The organism is Fodinisporobacter ferrooxydans, assembly GCF_022818495.1.
In the GTDB taxonomy this organism is placed as follows: domain Bacteria; phylum Bacillota; class Bacilli; order Tumebacillales; family MYW30-H2; genus Fodinisporobacter; species Fodinisporobacter ferrooxydans.
Map to the genome: position 1 here is coordinate 1,380,567 of NZ_CP089291.1, position 16,800 is coordinate 1,397,366.

Here is a 16,800-nt window from a genome sequence, read left to right on the forward strand (position 1 = left end):
AATTGTTAAATAATACATGCTCCTGTGAAATTGTATAAGTTGGGTGATCAGACTTGTTGATTTCGCAAAATTTACGGTAAGATAGCTGTTTTATGAGTTTGTTCTGAATGATTCATTTTCATTCTGTCGACAGGCTTTTGATTTGGTGATTTTACCGGTTTATTTTGGGGCTTGTGATGAACATCGTGTTGCAAACCTCTACGTTTCTCAATAGACGATCGATGTTGTTCGTTTTTGGGAGGTCACAGGATGTTTTTTTATTTGTTTTTTTTGTTGCAAGTCGAATCAGACCAGAATGATTCGATAGTGGCGACATACATGCATGCCGCGCAAAGGCAATTGCTACATGCATGCGTGTGTACTGCTGTTTTAAAGGATATAAGTGGTATGAGGGGTGACCGATTTGCAGGGACTACTAGTCAACTATGGTCGACGTCAGCGCAGAAGTTACGCGCGGATTAATGAAGTATTGGATCTGCCGAATTTAATCGAAATTCAGCAAAAATCCTATGAATGGTTTTTAGACGAAGGCCTGCGAGAAATGTTCCAAGATATTTCTCCGATCCAAGATTTTACTGGAAACTTGGTTTTGGAATTTATCGATTACAGTTTCGGAGAACCAAAATATGATGTGGATGAATCGAAAGAACGAGATGTTACATACGCAGCTCCGCTACGTGTAAAAGTACGGTTAATCAACAAGGAAACCGGGGAAGTGAAAGAACAGGAAGTGTTCATGGGCGACTTTCCGTTGATGACCGAGACAGGTACCTTTATTATCAATGGTGCGGAACGGGTCATCGTCAGCCAGTTAGTTCGATCTCCGAGTGTTTACTTCAATACAAAGACGGATAAAAACGGTAAAAAAGCGTTTACCGCAACGGTGATTCCTAACCGTGGTGCTTGGTTGGAGCTGGAAACTGATGCGAAAGATATTATTTACGTAAGAATTGACAGGACTCGGAAAATACCTGTGACTGTTCTTTTGCGTTCACTTGGATTCTCATCTGAGGCAGAGATTCTAGATCTGCTTGGCGAAGACGAATACCTCAGAAACACACTTGACAAAGACAATACAGACTCAACGGAAAAAGCGTTATTGGAAATTTATGAGAGATTGCGTCCGGGTGAACCGCCTACACTAGAAAATGCAAAAAATTTATTGATTTCCCGTTTTTTTGATCCCAAACGTTACGATCTCGCAAATGTGGGTCGTTATAAAATAAATAAAAAATTACACATCAAAAACCGTTTGTTGAATCAGCGTTTGGCTGAAACGCTTGTGGATAAAGAGACAGGTGAGATTCTGGCTGAGGCAGGCCAAATGATCGACAGACGTTTATTGGATAAACTTTTAACCTATTTGGAAAATGGATTGTGGGTAAAAAAGTACCGTTCCACATCTGGTGTAATTGAAGAAGAAATCATTCCTTTACAAGAGATATTGATATACAGCGCCCGTGAAGATGGGAAAATCATCAAAGTCATGGGGAATGCCGGTATTGATAAATCTGTAAAACATATTACACCTGCCGATATTATTGCTTCGATTAACTATTTTATGAATTTGCTCCATGGAGTCGGCAATACGGACGACATTGACCACCTCGGGAATCGCCGTTTGCGCTCGGTGGGCGAATTGCTGCAGAATCAGTTCCGGATCGGGTTATCGAGAATGGAGCGCGTGGTTAGAGAACGGATGTCGATTCAGGATGCCAACGCGATTACTCCACAGGCATTAATTAATATTCGCCCTGTAATTGCAGCGATCAAAGAATTTTTTGGCTCCAGCCAGTTGTCGCAATTTATGGATCAGACCAATCCGTTAGCGGAGTTGACACATAAGCGCCGTCTGTCGGCGTTGGGCCCTGGCGGTCTTACGCGGGAGCGGGCAGGTTTTGAAGTGCGTGACGTGCACCATTCCCATTACGGCCGCATGTGTCCGATCGAGACACCGGAAGGTCCGAATATCGGTCTGATCAACTCATTGTCTTCGTATGCCCGCATCAACGAATTTGGGTTTATTGAAACACCGTATCGAAGAGTGGATCCGGAGACGGGTCAAGTAACCGAACACATCGATTATTTGACGGCAGATGAAGAGGATAATTATGTTATTGCACAGGCGAATGCGGAATTGAATGAGGATGGCACGTTCAAAAACGATTCGATCATTTGTCGATTTAAAGAAGAGACATTGCCATTGCCAAAAGATCGCGTTGATTACATGGACGTTTCACCGAAGCAAGTAGTGTCTGTTGCTACAGCATTAATTCCGTTTTTGGAAAATGACGATGCGAACCGCGCATTGATGGGTTCCAACATGCAACGGCAAGCAGTTCCTCTGTTAATGCCGCAAGCCCCCTTTGTCGGAACCGGTATGGAGCACAAAGCGGCGAAAGACTCGGGTGTGGCAGTTGTAGCAAAACGCGGTGGAATGGTCGAAAGAGTAACGGCAAACGAAGTTCAAATCCGCGTCCAAGAAGAAGTGGATGGCAAAATTGTCAGTGGCAATATCGATCGCTATAAACTATTGAAATTTACACGCTCCAACCAAGGGACATGCATCAACCAGCGTCCGATTGTCAAACGTGGTGAAATGATTAAAAAAGGCGATATCCTTGCTGATGGCCCAGCGACTGAACAAGGAGAATTGGCGTTAGGCAAGAACGTACTCGTTGCCTTTATGACATGGGAAGGGTACAACTACGAAGACGCGATTCTTTTATCAGAGGATATGGTGAAAGATGATGTATACACATCGATACACATTGAAGAATACGAAGCAGAAGCACGGGATACCAAGCTAGGTCCGGAAGAAATCACACGCGATATTCCGAATGTCGGGGAAGATGCCCTGAGGAACCTGGATGAGCGGGGAATCATTCGTGTCGGTGCGGAAATTTATGCCGGTGATATTCTTGTCGGTAAGGTTACGCCAAAAGGTGTAACGGAATTGACTGCCGAAGAACGTCTGTTGCATGCGATTTTTGGCGAGAAGGCGCGTGAAGTGCGGGATACCTCATTGCGTGTGCCGAACGGTGGAGCCGGTATCATCGTCGATGTGAAAGTATTTACCCGGGAAAACGGAGACGAACTTCCTCCGGGTGTCAATCAATTGGTGCGTGTGTATATTGCTCAGAAACGTAAAATATCCGAGGGTGACAAAATGGCTGGCCGTCACGGCAACAAAGGGGTTGTGGCGCGGATCATGCCGGTGGAAGATATGCCGTTCCTGGCTGATGGGACTCCTGTCAACATCGTTTTGAATCCTTTAGGTGTGCCATCGCGGATGAATATCGGACAGGTGTTGGAAACCCACCTGGGCATGGCGGCCAGGGCGCTCGGGATTCGTGTTGCAACACCGGTATTTGATGGCGCTCGCGAAAATGATGTATTTGATACGCTGGAAGAAGCCGGGTTGCCTCGTGATGGAAAATTCGTTCTTTATGATGGCCGTACGGGAGAACCGTTTGACAACCGTGTCACGGTCGGCGCCGTATATATGCTCAAACTTCACCATCTTGTCGATGATAAGATTCACGCTCGTTCTACAGGTCCATATTCATTGGTCACGCAGCAGCCCTTGGGCGGAAAAGCCCAATTTGGCGGCCAACGGTTCGGGGAAATGGAAGTGTGGGCGTTGGAGGCGTATGGAGCAGCTTATACTCTGCAAGAAATTCTGACTGTAAAATCTGACGATGTAGTCGGTCGTGTAAAAACGTATGAATCGATTGTGAAAGGTGAAAATGTTCCTGAACCAGGGGTTCCAGAATCCTTTAAGGTTTTAATTAAAGAACTGCAAAGTCTGGGTCTTGATGTCAAGATTCTTTCCGAAGATGAGCAGGAAATCGTCATGCGTGAGAGCGATGAGGATGATGATTCAAACGAAAAATTGAATCTGAATCTGGAAATGCCGGAAGTCGCTGACGAGTAATGGAAAATGGGAGGTAGGCCTGTGCTGGACGTCAACAATTTTGAATTTATGAAAATTGGCTTAGCTTCTCCTGACAAAATCCGTTCATGGTCACATGGTGAAGTCAAGAAGCCGGAAACGATTAACTACCGTACCTTACGCCCGGAAAAAGAAGGTCTGTTTTGCGAGAAGATTTTCGGGCCGACACGTGACTGGGAATGTCATTGCGGAAAGTACAAAAGGGTTCGCTATAAAGGCGTTGTTTGTGATCGCTGCGGTGTCGAAGTGACCCGTGCCAAAGTACGCCGCGAACGAATGGGACATATTGAACTGGCGGCGCCTGTTTCTCATATTTGGTATTTTAAAGGGATTCCGAGCCGGATGGGCTTGGTATTGGATATGTCTCCGCGGGCGCTTGAAGAAGTAATCTATTTTGCTTCCTACGTCGTAACGAATCCCGGCGACACTCCGCTTGAGAAAAAACAACTCTTGTCCGAGAAGGAATACCGTTCCGCCCGTGAAAAGTACGGGTATTCCTTTCAAGCGGGCATGGGTGCTGAATCCATCAAAAAATTATTAATGGATATCAACATGGATCAAGAAGCGGAAATGCTCAAGGAAGAGTTGAAAACGGCGCAGGGACAACGCCGAAATCGTGCAATTAAGCGCTTGGAAGTCGTTGAATCTTTCCGCGCTTCCAATAACGAAGCAAGCTGGATGATTCTCGATGTGTTGCCTGTCATTCCGCCGGAACTGCGGCCGATGGTGCAGTTGGATGGCGGGCGCTTCGCTACATCCGATTTGAATGATCTGTATCGTCGCGTCATCAATCGCAACAATCGCTTGAAGCGGTTATTGGATCTTGGGGCGCCCGATATTATTGTTCAAAATGAAAAACGCATGCTGCAAGAAGCGGTTGACGCTTTGATCGATAACGGTCGCCGCGGTCGCCCTGTTACAGGGCCCGGCAATCGGCCTTTAAAATCACTTTCCCACATGTTGAAAGGGAAGCAGGGGCGCTTTCGCCAGAATTTGCTTGGCAAGCGGGTCGACTACTCGGGACGTTCCGTTATTGTCGTAGGACCGCATTTGCGAATGTATCAATGTGGACTGCCGAAGGAAATGGCGCTGGAATTGTTTAAACCGTTTGTCATGAAAGAGTTGGTGGCAAAGGGCCTCGCACACAATATCAAAAGTGCGAAACGGAAAGTTGAACGCGTTTCTCCGGAAGTATGGGACGTGCTTGAGGATGTCATCAAAGAACATCCAGTCTTGTTGAACCGGGCACCTACCTTGCACCGGTTAGGGATTCAAGCGTTTGAGCCTGTATTGGTAAATGGTCGTGCGATCAAGCTGCATCCCCTTGTGTGTACTGCTTATAATGCCGACTTTGACGGAGACCAAATGGCTGTTCACGTTCCTCTCTCTGCAGAGGCGCAAGCAGAAGCGCGTTTGTTAATGCTGGCTGCCCACAATATCCTGAATCCGAAAGATGGAAAGCCGGTTGTTACACCGACGCAAGATATGGTGTTGGGAAGCTATTATTTAACGATCGAAAGAGAAGGGGAGAAAGGCGAAGGTCGTATTTTCTCCAGTACGCAAGAAGCCCAGTTGGCATATCAACACGGAGAAGTGACGTTGCATGCCCGTATTGGAATACCTGTAAAAGCTCTCGATAAAGCAAGTTTTACGGAAAAACAACAAAATGCGGTTTTGTTGACAACCGTTGGCAAGCTGATCTTTAATGAAATTTTCCCGAGCGAGTTCCCGTACATCAATATCGGGAAGAAGGAAAACTTGCTGCATGGTACACCTGAAATATATTTTGTTTATGAAAAAGGTGTAAATATTCGGGAGAAGATTATGGAATTGCCGGTTCAAGGGGCAATCGTTAAAGGTTTCTTGGGCACGATTATCGGTGAAGTGTTCCGCCGCTATGGAACTACACAGACGGCAGAAATTCTCGACCGAATCAAACAGCTTGGATTCCGTTATTCTACACGTGCAGGGATTACGATTTCCGTAGCGGATATTCTTGTGCCGGAAAAGAAAAAGGAAATTTTAACGGAAGCCGATAAAAAGGTGCAAATGGTTACGAATCAGTATCGTCGTGGTTTGATCACCGACGAAGAACGCTATGATCGTGTCATTGCCATCTGGAGTAAAGCGAAAGACGATATTACGAATGTCTTGATGAATTCTTTGGATCGATTCAATCCGATCTATATGATGGCGAACTCCGGAGCCCGCGGTAACGTATCACAGATTACACAGCTTGCCGGCATGCGGGGGTTGATGGCAAATCCATCCGGACGGATCATCGAGCTTCCGATCAAATCCAATTTCCGGGAAGGACTTACCGTGTTGGAATACTTTATTTCTACACACGGTGCCCGAAAAGGTCTTGCAGATACTGCTTTGCGAACGGCTGACTCCGGTTATTTGACCCGCCGTTTGGTGGATGTTGCACAGGATACCATTGTCAGACAAGATGATTGCGGTACAGACAAAGGAATCGTAGTAGACGAAATTCGTGACGGAAAAGAAGTAATTGAAGACTTGTTTGATCGGATCGAAGGGCGAATCGCTTTTTCCAATATTCGTCATCCGGAAACAAAAGAGACCATTGTTCAAAAGAATGAGCTGATCGATGAAGAAAAAGCCCGGTCAATTATTGAAGCAGGGATTACGCGGGTTCGAATTCGTTCCGTATTGACTTGCCGTACGCGCCATGGTGTTTGTATCAATTGTTATGGCCGCAATATGGCGACTGGTCAAATGGTCGAGATCGGTGAAGCGGTTGGTATTATCGCTGCGCAATCAATCGGAGAACCAGGGACGCAGTTAACCATGCGTACATTCCATACTGGTGGGGTTGCCGGAGATGATATCACGCAAGGTTTGCCGCGGATTCAAGAATTGTTTGAAGCCAGGAATCCAAAGGGGCAAGCGGTGATTACCGAGATCGATGGAATCGTGTCAGACATTCGTGAAGTTAAGGATAAACGAGAGATTGAAGTGACGGGCGAATCGGAGGCCAAAGTGTATGCAGTTCCATATGGTTCACGCATTCGCGTTACGGTCCAACAAAAAGTCGAAGCCGGCGATGAACTGACAGAAGGATCTGTCGACCCGAAAGATATGCTGAAAGTAAAAGGAATGCGCGGTGTTCAAAATTATCTGTTGCGTGAAGTCCAGCGCGTATATCGCTTGCAAGGCGTAGATATTAATGATAAGCATATCGAGGTTATGATTCGCCAAATGCTCCGCAAAATTCGTATTATAGACTCTGGAGATACAGACTTATTGCCAGGAACCTATGTAGATATTTACGACTATGAGCAATCGAATCAAACAGCACTGTTGAATGGCGGAGAGCCTGCTGTGGCGCGTCCGGCTTTGCTTGGTATCACAAAAGCATCGCTGGAGACAGATTCGTTCCTGTCTGCCGCATCGTTTCAGGAAACAACTCGCGTATTGACAGATGCTGCAATTAAAGGAAAAGTAGATCGGCTGCTTGGTTTGAAGGAAAATGTGATTATCGGCAAACTCATTCCGGCAGGTACTGGGATGGCGCGATACCGGAATATCAAAATTGATAATAACGATCCGTCACTGGACACAGAGTCTGACTTTGATTCTGATCAAGATATTATGGAAGAGCAAATGGCGGAGGTTGTGACTGAATAACCGCATGAAATATACACGTGCTGAGAGGTAATTAAAACCTTTTGGTGCGTGTATATTGACTCTGATGGTTGCACATGTTAGAATACTCTAGTGTGTCTGTGGGATGTATCGAAAGTGAGGCGATTGGTTGATGCCATATGATCGAATTCGACATTCGAAACATGTTGTAATTGGCACCAATCAGACTATTCGCTTGCTTCTCGATGCAAAAATAGCGGAAGTGTTTCTGGCTAAAGATGCAGACGAAAGGATTACAAGTTCAATTATGCAGTTATGTCAAGAGCACAACGTTTCGTTTGAATGGATCGCAACGATGAAAATGTTGGGAAAGGCATGCGGCATACAAGTTGGCGCTGCAGTTGCAGCGATTAAGAAAAATCCTTGATTTTTTCTTGCCTGAAAATGAGCCACCCGGCTCTGTGGGCTTAAATTTTTGCAAAAGAATTGGAAGGAGGTGTATGTCATGCCAACAATTAATCAGCTTGTACGTAAACCTCGTAAGAGCTTGATTCAAAAATCAAAGTCACCCGCTTTGCAAAAAGGTTTCAATAGTTTTGAAAAGGAAGAAACGAACCAGCCTTCACCGCAAAAACGTGGTGTGTGTACGCGTGTTGGTACAATGACCCCGAAAAAACCGAACTCAGCATTGCGGAAGTATGCCCGTGTTCGTCTGACAAACGGCATTGAGGTTACTGCTTATATTCCTGGTATCGGTCACAACTTGCAAGAACACTCCGTTGTTCTCGTTCGTGGTGGACGGGTAAAAGACTTGCCGGGGGTGCGTTATCATATTGTCCGTGGCGCGCTTGATACTGCAGGTGTGAAAGACCGTATGCAATCCCGTTCAAAGTATGGTGCAAAACGTCCAAAAGCTAAGAAGTAATCTGTTTCATTTATAATTACGGCATTCAAGCCCGTTTTATTCAAATTTCGAGGCTTGATAAGTATGGAAAGGAGGGAATCATGGATGCCACGTAAAGGTCCTGTACCACGTCGTGATGTTCTTGAAGATCCAATTTACGGGAGCAAGCTTGTTACCCGTTTGATCAATAAAGTAATGATTGATGGAAAACGCGGTGTTGCACAGCGTATTGTGTATGATGCGTTTGATGCCATTCGCCAAAAGACGGGCAACGAACCGTCAGAAGTATTCGATCAAGCCATGAAAAACATTATGCCTGTTCTTGAAGTCAAAGCTCGTCGTGTGGGTGGTTCCAACTACCAAGTGCCAATCGAAGTTCGCCCGGAGCGTCGTACAACATTGGGATTGCGCTGGTTGGTAAATTATTCACGCAGCCGTAGCGAAAAAACTATGGCAGAACGTCTGGCGAATGAAATTCTCGATGCGGCAAACAATACGGGTGGTTCTGTTAAAAAACGCGAAGACACCCACAAAATGGCGGAAGCCAACAAGGCGTTTGCACACTACCGTTGGTAGGAATCAGCGAGAATGTGCTTGCACATTCTCGGTGATCCCTGGTTTCGTCTAGCTTGGCAGATGTGAACTTGCACCGTGTGTAACTTTGTTTGTTTGCATTTTGCTGTGTCTAAACAGATGAATATTAACATGATTTTTACATGAATATGTTACAATGACTTCGCAGGAAAGGAGGATGTCTAATGGCAAGAGCATTTTCGCTCGAAAAGACACGTAATATCGGAATTATGGCGCATATTGATGCGGGTAAGACCACAACAACAGAACGTATCCTTTTCTACACCGGTCGGGTACATAAGATCGGGGAGGTTCACGAGGGTGCTGCTACGATGGACTGGATGGTGCAGGAGCAAGAACGCGGAATTACTATCACATCCGCTGCGACAACGGCACAATGGAACAATCATCGTATCAATATTATCGATACACCAGGTCACGTGGACTTTACAGTAGAAGTAGAACGTTCTCTTCGCGTTTTGGACGGATCTGTATGTTTGATTGACGCGAAAGACGGTGTACAACCACAGACCGAAACGGTTTGGCGGCAAGCGGAAAAGTATTCTGTGCCTCGTATCATTTATGTAAATAAGATGGACAAACTTGGCGCGGATTTTGAACGCAGCTTGCAATCGATCAAGAATCGCCTGCAAGCAAATGCTGTTCCCGTTCAATACCCGATCGGAGCAGAAGATAACTTTGCTGGCATGATTGATTTGATTGAGATGAAAGCAATCCTTTACAAAGACGATCTCGGTACAGTGTCCGATAAAGTAGACATCCCGGAAGAATTAAAAGGCAAAGCGGAAGAATATCGTACACAGCTCGTGGAAGCAGTTGCAGAACTTGATGAAGAGTTGATGATGAAATACCTCGAAGGTGAAGAAATTACCAACGATGAGATTCGTGCAGCGCTTCGCAAGGGTACTGTAGAGGTTAAAGTGTTCCCGGTCTTGTGCGGCTCTTCCTATAAAAACAAAGGCGTTCAGCCGATGCTTGATGCAGTAGTCGATTTCTTGCCTTCGCCGCTTGATATTCCCGCTATTCAAGGCGTCTTGCCGGATGGTGCGGAGACGGAGCGTCACGCAAGCGATGAAGAGCCGTTCTCAGCTCTGGCATTCAAAATCATGACAGACCCATATGTCGGAAAACTTGCGTTCTTCCGTGTGTATTCCGGTGTATTGAATTCTGGTTCCTATGTTTTGAATTCCACAAAAGGCAAACGTGAGCGGATCGGTCGGATTCTGCAGATGCACGCAAATCACCGTGAAGAAATTTCCACAGTGTACGCAGGCGATATCGCTGCAGCAGTTGGTTTGAAAGACACGACGACCGGTGATACCCTTTGCGACGAAAAATCTGCAGTAATACTCGAGTCGATGGTGTTTCCAGAGCCGGTTATCCATGTCGCTATTGAACCGAAAACAAAAGATGACCAGGATAAAATGGCATTGGCATTGCAGAAGCTTGCAGAAGAAGACCCTACATTCAAGGCATTTACAGACCCTGAGACAGGACAAACGATTATTGGCGGTATGGGTGAGTTGCACCTGGAAATCATCGTTGACCGTTTGAAGCGGGAGTTTAAAGTCGATGCCAATGTAGGCCGTCCTCAAGTTGCCTATCGTGAAACCATTACTGCGCCGGTTCGTATCGAGGGTAAATTCGTTCGCCAATCAGGCGGTCGTGGTCAATATGGTCACGTCTGGCTGGAGCTCGAACCGTTGGAACGCGGAAAAGGGTATGAGTTTGAAAATAAAATCGTCGGCGGGGTTGTTCCAAGAGAATATATTCCAGCCGTTGACAATGGTATTCAGGAAGCCATGAAAAATGGTGTGCTGGCTGGTTATGAGCTGATTGACCTCAAAGCGCGCATTGTCGATGGATCTTACCATGATGTCGACTCTTCTGAAATGGCGTTTAAGATCGCTGGTTCTATGGCTTTAAAAGCGGGTGTCGTCAAAGCGAGTCCGGTTATTCTGGAGCCTGTGATGAAAGTCGAAATCGAAGTTCCTGAAGAATATATGGGAGATATCATGGGTGATGTAAACTCCCGTCGCGGACGTATCGAAGGTATGGAATCGCGTGCGGGTGCGCAAGTCATTCGTGGGTATGTGCCGCTTGCTGAAATGTTCGGTTATGCAACAAACCTGCGTTCTCGGACACAAGGTCGTGGTACGTTTGCAATGGAACTCTTCGCATATGAAGAAGTGCCAAAATCTGTCGCTCAGGAAATTATCGCTAAAAATAAAGGCGAATAATTTTACCATATTACTATAAGGAGTGAACCTTTAAGATGGCAAAAGCTAAATTCGAACGTAATAAGCCACACGTTAACATCGGTACAATCGGTCACGTTGACCATGGTAAAACAACTTTGACTGCTGCTATCACTACTGTACTTTCCAAACGCGGCGGTGCACAAGCAATGGCATATGATTCCATCGATAAAGCTCCGGAAGAGCGTGAGCGTGGGATCACAATCAATACTGCACACGTTGAATATGAAACACCTAACCGTCACTATGCACACGTTGACTGCCCGGGACACGCGGACTATGTGAAAAACATGATCACAGGTGCTGCGCAAATGGACGGTGCGATTCTTGTAGTATCCGCCGCTGACGGTCCGATGCCGCAAACTCGTGAACACATTTTGTTGTCCCGCCAAGTAGGCGTGCCATACATTGTTGTATTCATGAACAAGTGTGACATGGTTGATGACGAAGAATTGCTTGATCTCGTTGAAATGGAAATTCGTGATCTCTTGAGCGAATATGAATTCCCTGGCGATGATATCCCGGTTATTCGTGGTTCTGCAAAAGAAGCTCTTGACAATCCTGACGGCGACTGGGCAAAGAAAATTGACGAGCTCATGGCAGCTGTAGACGATTATATCCCAACACCTGAGCGTCAAACTGACAAGCCTTTCTTGATGCCGGTGGAAGACGTGTTCACAATCACAGGCCGCGGTACAGTTGCTACAGGTCGTGTAGAGCGTGGTGCGCTTAAAGTCGGTGACGAAGTTGCAATCGTCGGTCTTGCAGAAGAAACTCGCAAAACTGTTGCAACAGGTATTGAAATGTTCCGTAAACTTCTTGATTCCGCTCAAGCGGGTGACAATATCGGTGCATTGCTCCGCGGTGTTGAACGTAAAGATATCGAGCGTGGCCAAGTTTTGGCAAAACCGGGTTCCATTACACCGCATACGAACTTCAAAGCAGAAGTTTACGTGTTGACAAAAGAAGAAGGTGGACGTCATACTCCTTTCTTCAATGGCTATCGTCCACAATTCTATTTCCGTACAACTGACGTAACTGGTGTTTGCACATTGCCGGAAGGTACAGAAATGGTGATGCCTGGCGATAACATTGCAATGGATATCGAGTTGATCACTACTGTTGCGATCGAAGACGGTACTCGTTTCGCGATTCGTGAAGGTGGCCGTACAGTAGGCGCTGGCGTTGTTACTTCTATCAGCAAGTAAGTAATTGATACGATGAATAAAAAGGGCAGAACTCTTACTGTAGGATTCTGCCTTTTTTCATTTGGCGGCAGATCGTTGCTGGATTTGGCAGCATATTTGTTGATGCTGGGGTAAATAATGAAAATTTGGCTTTACGGCATAAAAAAGCCACTTGCCTCAGAGAGGCAAGTGGCTCTATAAAATACTTTTCATCCATCTTTTCATCAATTATCCTAGATATTTTAATGTTTGAAACGGTCTTAAATTTAAAGCGTCTTAAATTTGGAGAAAGGGAAAACTACAACTTCAGCCCGGCCAATGACCTGAGAAATCTTAACCGGTCCAATTTCTCTGCTGTCTTTGCTGACATTCCGGTTGTCTCCCATTAAAAACAAATCGCCTTGAGGAATTTTATAAGGTCCAAAATCTCCAGGTACCATTGGTCCATTTATGTAAGGCTCTGAAACTTGTTTGCCGTTTCTATATAAAATCCCATTTTTAAATAAAATTGTATCGCCGGGACGGCCGATTACACGCTTAATCCAGTCTTCATCAGCTGATTCGTGAAATACAACGATATCATTATATTGCGGCTGATGAAAATAATATGGAATTTTATCGACTAATACTCGTTCACCGTTTGCCAAGGTACGATCCATTGATTCGCCTGAAACTTGAAAAAAGGCGAACACAAATTGTTTGATCAAAAATGCAATAATTAATGCAATTGCAATTGCCTTGATCCAGTCCCACGCAACAGACCATGCACTTGCTTCGTAATTTTTGTTTGCCATTCGAAACCTCCTGCGGACATCGTATGGTATGTAATTGAAATAAATCAATGAAATGTTGGAATTACAACCGAATTTACATACCAATCATCATACCATGGAAAATTCAACATGTAAAAGAACAAGAAAAAATATTTTTATACAATGTTTTCCATCAGTATGTTCGTATGGGAATTGTGGTAAGACTGAAATATGATGTTTACCATAAAAAAACAGGAATAAATCATTAATATTTCTTGTTTTTTGATTTGTATTTCGGTATAATCTCATATGTTGGTCTTAGACTGCAATGAAGCGAAAGGTTGCTCAAGTGTCGGATGGGCCATATGCGACACCAATGAGGGAAATTTTCGCGGAGTATGTCCAAGGATAAATGGGCGATAAAGGAGGGAATTCATATGGCAAAGCAAAAAATCCGTATCCGTCTCAAAGCGTATGATCACAAGATTCTCGATCAATCCGCTGAGAAAATTGTAGAAACTGCAAAACGTTCCGGTGCGAGCGTTTCAGGTCCTATACCGCTTCCTACAGAGAAATCGGTATTCACAATTTTGCGCGCTCCGCACAAATACAAAGATTCTCGTGAGCAGTTTGAAATGCGGACACACAAGCGTTTGATTGATATTGTGAATCCAACACCGCAAACGGTTGATGCGCTGATGCGTTTAGATTTGCCGTCTGGTGTCGATATCGAGATTAAACTTTAATCTTTTATTATTTCTCTAGGGAGGTGCCTACATGAAAGGGATACTCGGACGGAAGCTTGGCATGACTCAAGTTTTTACTGAAGAAGGTAAAGTTTTGCCTGTTACTGTCATTGAAGCTGGTCCTTGTGTAGTTTTACAGAAAAAAGATACACAAAATGATGGTTATGAAGCCGTACAATTGGGCTTTGAAAATAAAAAACATTCTCGTGCTACGAAAGCTGCCATTGGTCATGCGCAAAAGGCGAACACTGCGCCAAAACGTTATGTGCGTGAACTTCGTGGTGTTACATTAAATGATTATGAAGTTGGTCAAGAACTTTATGCAGATGTTTTTGCCGGCGGCGAATTTGTCGACGTCATAGGGACATCAAAAGGCAAAGGATTTTCCGGTGCGATCAAACGGCACAATCAATCTCGCGGACCGATGGCTCACGGTTCGAAGTATCATAGGGGAGCCGGTTCTCAAGGCGCGATCGCTCCAAACCGCGTGTTTAAGGGACAAACTGGAGCAGGACGCATGGGACATGAACGCGTTACTGTGCAGAATCTGGAAGTTGTAAAAGTTGACCGCGAACGCAATGTAATTTTGATTAAAGGCGCAATTCCAGGGCCGAAAAATTCCTTTGTAATGGTCAAATCCGCGAAGAAAAAACACTGATTTCTGTGTAGGAAAGGAGGAACACTCGAATGCCGAAAGTAGCAGTTTACAACGTTGCAGGCACACAGGTTGGAGAAATCGAATTAAATGAAAGTGTGTTTGGCGTAAATGTTAATGAACACGTTCTTCATCAAGCGGTTGTAATGCAACAAGCGAGCCTGCGTGCAGGTACACATAAAGTGAAAAATCGTTCTGAAGTTCGCGGTGGCGGACGTAAGCCTTGGAAACAAAAAGGAACAGGTCGTGCCCGCCAGGGTAGCATTCGTTCCCCACAATGGGTTGGCGGTGGAACTGTATTTGGACCGACTCCACGCAGTTATGCATACAAGCTGCCGAAAAAGGTCCGCCGTTTGGCTTTGAAGTCAGCGTTGTCTTCAAAAGTAAATGAAGGAAGTATCATTGTGTTGGACGCATTAGAGTTCGCTAAGCCGAAAACGAAAGACATGGTAAATGTTCTTTCCAATTTGAAAATATCGAGAAAAGCTCTAATCGTCGGCGTCGACTATAATGAAAATCTTGAAAAATCCGCACGCAATATTCCTGGTGTGAAATATGTTTCTGCAACTGGTATTAATGTACTTGATTTACTCAAGCACAATCACCTTGTGATTACGAAAGATGCAGTTGCTAAAGTCGAGGAGGTGTTCGCGTAATGAAAGATCCAAGGGATATAATCAAGCGCCCTGTGATCACAGAGCGCAGCACAGACCTAATGGGCGAAAACAAGTTTGTTTTTGAAGTTGACAAAAAAGCCAACAAAATCGAAATCAAGCATGCTTTGGAAGTCATTTTCGGAGTTAAAGTAGAGAAAGTGAACACGATTCATGTTCCAGGCAAGAAGAAACGGGTTGGCCGCCACTCTGGTTATACATCCGATTGGAAAAAAGCAATTGTAACATTAACTTCCGATTCTAAACAGTTCTCCTTTTTTGAGGGAGCATAAAACGAATCTTTTGTAAAGGAGGGAATCCTAATGGGTATTAAAAAATATAAACCAACGTCACCTGGACGCCGTTTTATGTCCGTTGCGACGTTTGAAGAGATTACAACTGATAAACCGGAAAAATCCTTGCTTGTTCCACTGAAGAAAACTGCTGGACGCAACAATCAGGGTAAAATAACAACTCGTCACCACGGTGGCGGACACAAGCGTCAATATCGTGTGATCGATTTTAAACGCAATAAAGATGGCATACCAGGACGCGTTGCCACAATCGAGTATGATCCAAACCGTTCTGCACGTATTGCGCTGATCAACTATGTTGATGGAGAGAAGCGCTATATTATTGCACCGTTGGGATTGAAGGTTGACGATACGATCATTTCTGGACCAAGTGCGGATATTAAAGTCGGTAATGCATTGCCGTTAGCAAACATCCCGGTTGGTACAATGATTCATAACATTGAATTAAAACCCGGAAAAGGCGGACAATTGGCTCGTGCGGCAGGTGCGGAAGCGCAATTGTTAGCAAAAGAAGGCGATTACGCTACGATTCGTTTGGGATCTGGCGAAGTTCGTTTGGTCAGATTGGATTGCCGTGCGACTGTGGGTCAAGTTGGCAATCTGGATCATGAGAACGTAAATATCGGTAAAGCTGGCCGTTCCCGTTGGTTAGGTATTCGTCCGACAGTTCGCGGTGTTGTAATGAACCCGAACGATCACCCGCATGGTGGTGGTGAAGGTCGTGCACCGGTTGGGCGCAAGTCTCCGATGTCTCCATGGGGTAAACCGACGCTTGGTAAGAAAACGCGCAAGAAAAACAACCAAAGCGATAAATATATCATTCGTCGCCGCAAGAAATAGTGTGCGTACAGCTTAAGCAGGTAAGAAAGGAGGAGGCCAAATGGGTCGTTCACTGAAAAAAGGACCGTTTTGCGATGCGCATTTAATGAAAAAAGTTGATGAATTGAACGGGAAAAACGAAAAACGTGTCATTAAGACATGGTCTCGCCGTTCGACGATTTTTCCGCAATTTGTCGGACACACAATTGCGGTTCATGACGGACGCAAACATGTTCCTGTATACGTATCGGAAGATATGGTTGGACATAAACTTGGTGAATTTGCTCCTACCCGTACATTTAAAGGGCATGCAGGAGATGAAAAATCATCGCGTTCACGTTAATCAACGGAGAG

14 protein-coding genes are annotated in these 16,800 nt (G+C 45.1%); 13 read left to right on the forward strand and 1 reads right to left on the reverse strand.

Translation table 11 applies throughout. The annotated features are described in order from the left end of the window. The first annotated feature begins 403 nt into the window (after positions 1-403). From rpoB to tuf, 7 genes are all read left to right on the forward strand, one after another. Entirely contained in the window at positions 404-3,937 is a 3,534-nt protein-coding gene (rpoB, locus tag LSG31_RS06515; protein WP_347438575.1) for a DNA-directed RNA polymerase subunit beta, read from the forward strand. A 21-nt stretch (positions 3,938-3,958) separates the two neighbouring features. Continuing rightward, positions 3,959-7,606 (forward strand): DNA-directed RNA polymerase subunit beta', encoded by a 3,648-nt coding sequence (rpoC, locus tag LSG31_RS06520; RefSeq protein WP_347438576.1) that lies wholly within the window; start codon positions 3,959-3,961, stop codon positions 7,604-7,606. A 130-nt stretch (positions 7,607-7,736) separates the two neighbouring features. Further along, a complete protein-coding gene (locus LSG31_RS06525; RefSeq protein ID WP_347438577.1) occupies positions 7,737-7,991 on the forward strand; it encodes a ribosomal L7Ae/L30e/S12e/Gadd45 family protein in 255 nt (84 codons plus the stop codon). A gap of 78 nt (positions 7,992-8,069) precedes the next feature. Next, positions 8,070-8,489: a 30S ribosomal protein S12 gene (gene rpsL, locus LSG31_RS06530; protein ID WP_347438578.1), complete on the forward strand. Its 420-nt coding sequence runs from the start codon at positions 8,070-8,072 to the stop codon at positions 8,487-8,489. Between the two features lie 84 nt (positions 8,490-8,573). After that, a complete protein-coding gene (gene rpsG / locus LSG31_RS06535) occupies positions 8,574-9,044 on the forward strand; it encodes a 30S ribosomal protein S7 (RefSeq protein WP_347438579.1) in 471 nt (156 codons plus the stop codon). Positions 9,045-9,226: 182 nt separating this feature from the next. Continuing rightward, entirely contained in the window at positions 9,227-11,302 is a 2,076-nt protein-coding gene (gene fusA / locus LSG31_RS06540; RefSeq protein ID WP_347438580.1) for an elongation factor G, read from the forward strand. A 35-nt stretch (positions 11,303-11,337) separates the two neighbouring features. After that, positions 11,338-12,528, forward strand: a complete 1,191-nt coding sequence (tuf, locus tag LSG31_RS06545; protein WP_347438581.1) for an elongation factor Tu — start codon at positions 11,338-11,340, stop codon at positions 12,526-12,528. A gap of 245 nt (positions 12,529-12,773) precedes the next feature. Here the strand turns inward: tuf and lepB are convergent, their stop codons facing one another. Further along, a complete protein-coding gene (gene lepB / locus LSG31_RS06550) occupies positions 12,774-13,301 on the reverse strand; it encodes a signal peptidase I (RefSeq protein WP_347438582.1) in 528 nt (175 codons plus the stop codon). Between the two features lie 395 nt (positions 13,302-13,696). On the opposite strand from lepB, the gene rpsJ reads away from it, so the two are divergent. From rpsJ to rpsS, 6 genes are read left to right on the forward strand one after another with little or no spacing between them, the layout of a single operon-like run. Then, on the forward strand, positions 13,697-14,005 hold the full coding sequence (gene rpsJ / locus LSG31_RS06555) for a 30S ribosomal protein S10 (RefSeq protein WP_347438583.1): 309 nt from the start codon (positions 13,697-13,699) through the stop codon (positions 14,003-14,005). Positions 14,006-14,036: 31 nt separating this feature from the next. Then, positions 14,037-14,663 carry a 50S ribosomal protein L3 gene (gene rplC / locus LSG31_RS06560; protein ID WP_347438584.1) on the forward strand — a complete coding sequence of 209 codons (627 nt, stop codon included), beginning with the start codon at positions 14,037-14,039 and terminating at the stop codon, positions 14,661-14,663. A gap of 29 nt (positions 14,664-14,692) precedes the next feature. Beyond that, a complete protein-coding gene (gene rplD / locus LSG31_RS06565; RefSeq protein WP_347438585.1) occupies positions 14,693-15,316 on the forward strand; it encodes a 50S ribosomal protein L4 in 624 nt (207 codons plus the stop codon). Further along, positions 15,316-15,606 (forward strand): 50S ribosomal protein L23, encoded by a 291-nt coding sequence (rplW, locus tag LSG31_RS06570; RefSeq protein ID WP_347438586.1) that lies wholly within the window; start codon positions 15,316-15,318, stop codon positions 15,604-15,606. Before rplD ends, rplW begins: the two co-directional genes overlap by 1 nt. 30 nt (positions 15,607-15,636) lie before the next feature. Then, positions 15,637-16,467, forward strand: coding sequence for a 50S ribosomal protein L2 (rplB, locus tag LSG31_RS06575; RefSeq protein ID WP_347438587.1), 831 nt, complete (start codon positions 15,637-15,639; stop codon positions 16,465-16,467). Between the two features lie 40 nt (positions 16,468-16,507). Beyond that, positions 16,508-16,789 (forward strand): 30S ribosomal protein S19, encoded by a 282-nt coding sequence (gene rpsS, locus LSG31_RS06580; protein ID WP_347438588.1) that lies wholly within the window; start codon positions 16,508-16,510, stop codon positions 16,787-16,789. Positions 16,790-16,800 lie beyond the last annotated feature (11 nt).

Bases quoted from the DNA above. Each gene is read 5' to 3' on its own strand.
- rpsS (WP_347438588.1), top strand. From the start codon at position 16,508: ATGGGTCGTTCACTGAAAAAAGGACCGTTTTGCGATGCGCATTTAATG.
- tuf (WP_347438581.1), top strand. From the start codon at position 11,338: ATGGCAAAAGCTAAATTCGAACGTAATAAGCCACACGTTAACATCGGT.
- rpsJ (WP_347438583.1), top strand. From the start codon at position 13,697: ATGGCAAAGCAAAAAATCCGTATCCGTCTCAAAGCGTATGATCACAAG.
- rplW (WP_347438586.1), top strand. From the start codon at position 15,316: ATGAAAGATCCAAGGGATATAATCAAGCGCCCTGTGATCACAGAGCGC.
- rplB (WP_347438587.1), top strand. From the start codon at position 15,637: ATGGGTATTAAAAAATATAAACCAACGTCACCTGGACGCCGTTTTATG.
- fusA (WP_347438580.1), top strand. From the start codon at position 9,227: ATGGCAAGAGCATTTTCGCTCGAAAAGACACGTAATATCGGAATTATG.
- LSG31_RS06525 (WP_347438577.1), top strand. From the start codon at position 7,737: ATGCCATATGATCGAATTCGACATTCGAAACATGTTGTAATTGGCACC.
- rpsG (WP_347438579.1), top strand. From the start codon at position 8,574: ATGCCACGTAAAGGTCCTGTACCACGTCGTGATGTTCTTGAAGATCCA.
- lepB (WP_347438582.1), bottom strand. From the start codon at position 13,301: ATGGCAAACAAAAATTACGAAGCAAGTGCATGGTCTGTTGCGTGGGAC.
- rplD (WP_347438585.1), top strand. From the start codon at position 14,693: ATGCCGAAAGTAGCAGTTTACAACGTTGCAGGCACACAGGTTGGAGAA.
- rplC (WP_347438584.1), top strand. From the start codon at position 14,037: ATGAAAGGGATACTCGGACGGAAGCTTGGCATGACTCAAGTTTTTACT.
- rpsL (WP_347438578.1), top strand. From the start codon at position 8,070: ATGCCAACAATTAATCAGCTTGTACGTAAACCTCGTAAGAGCTTGATT.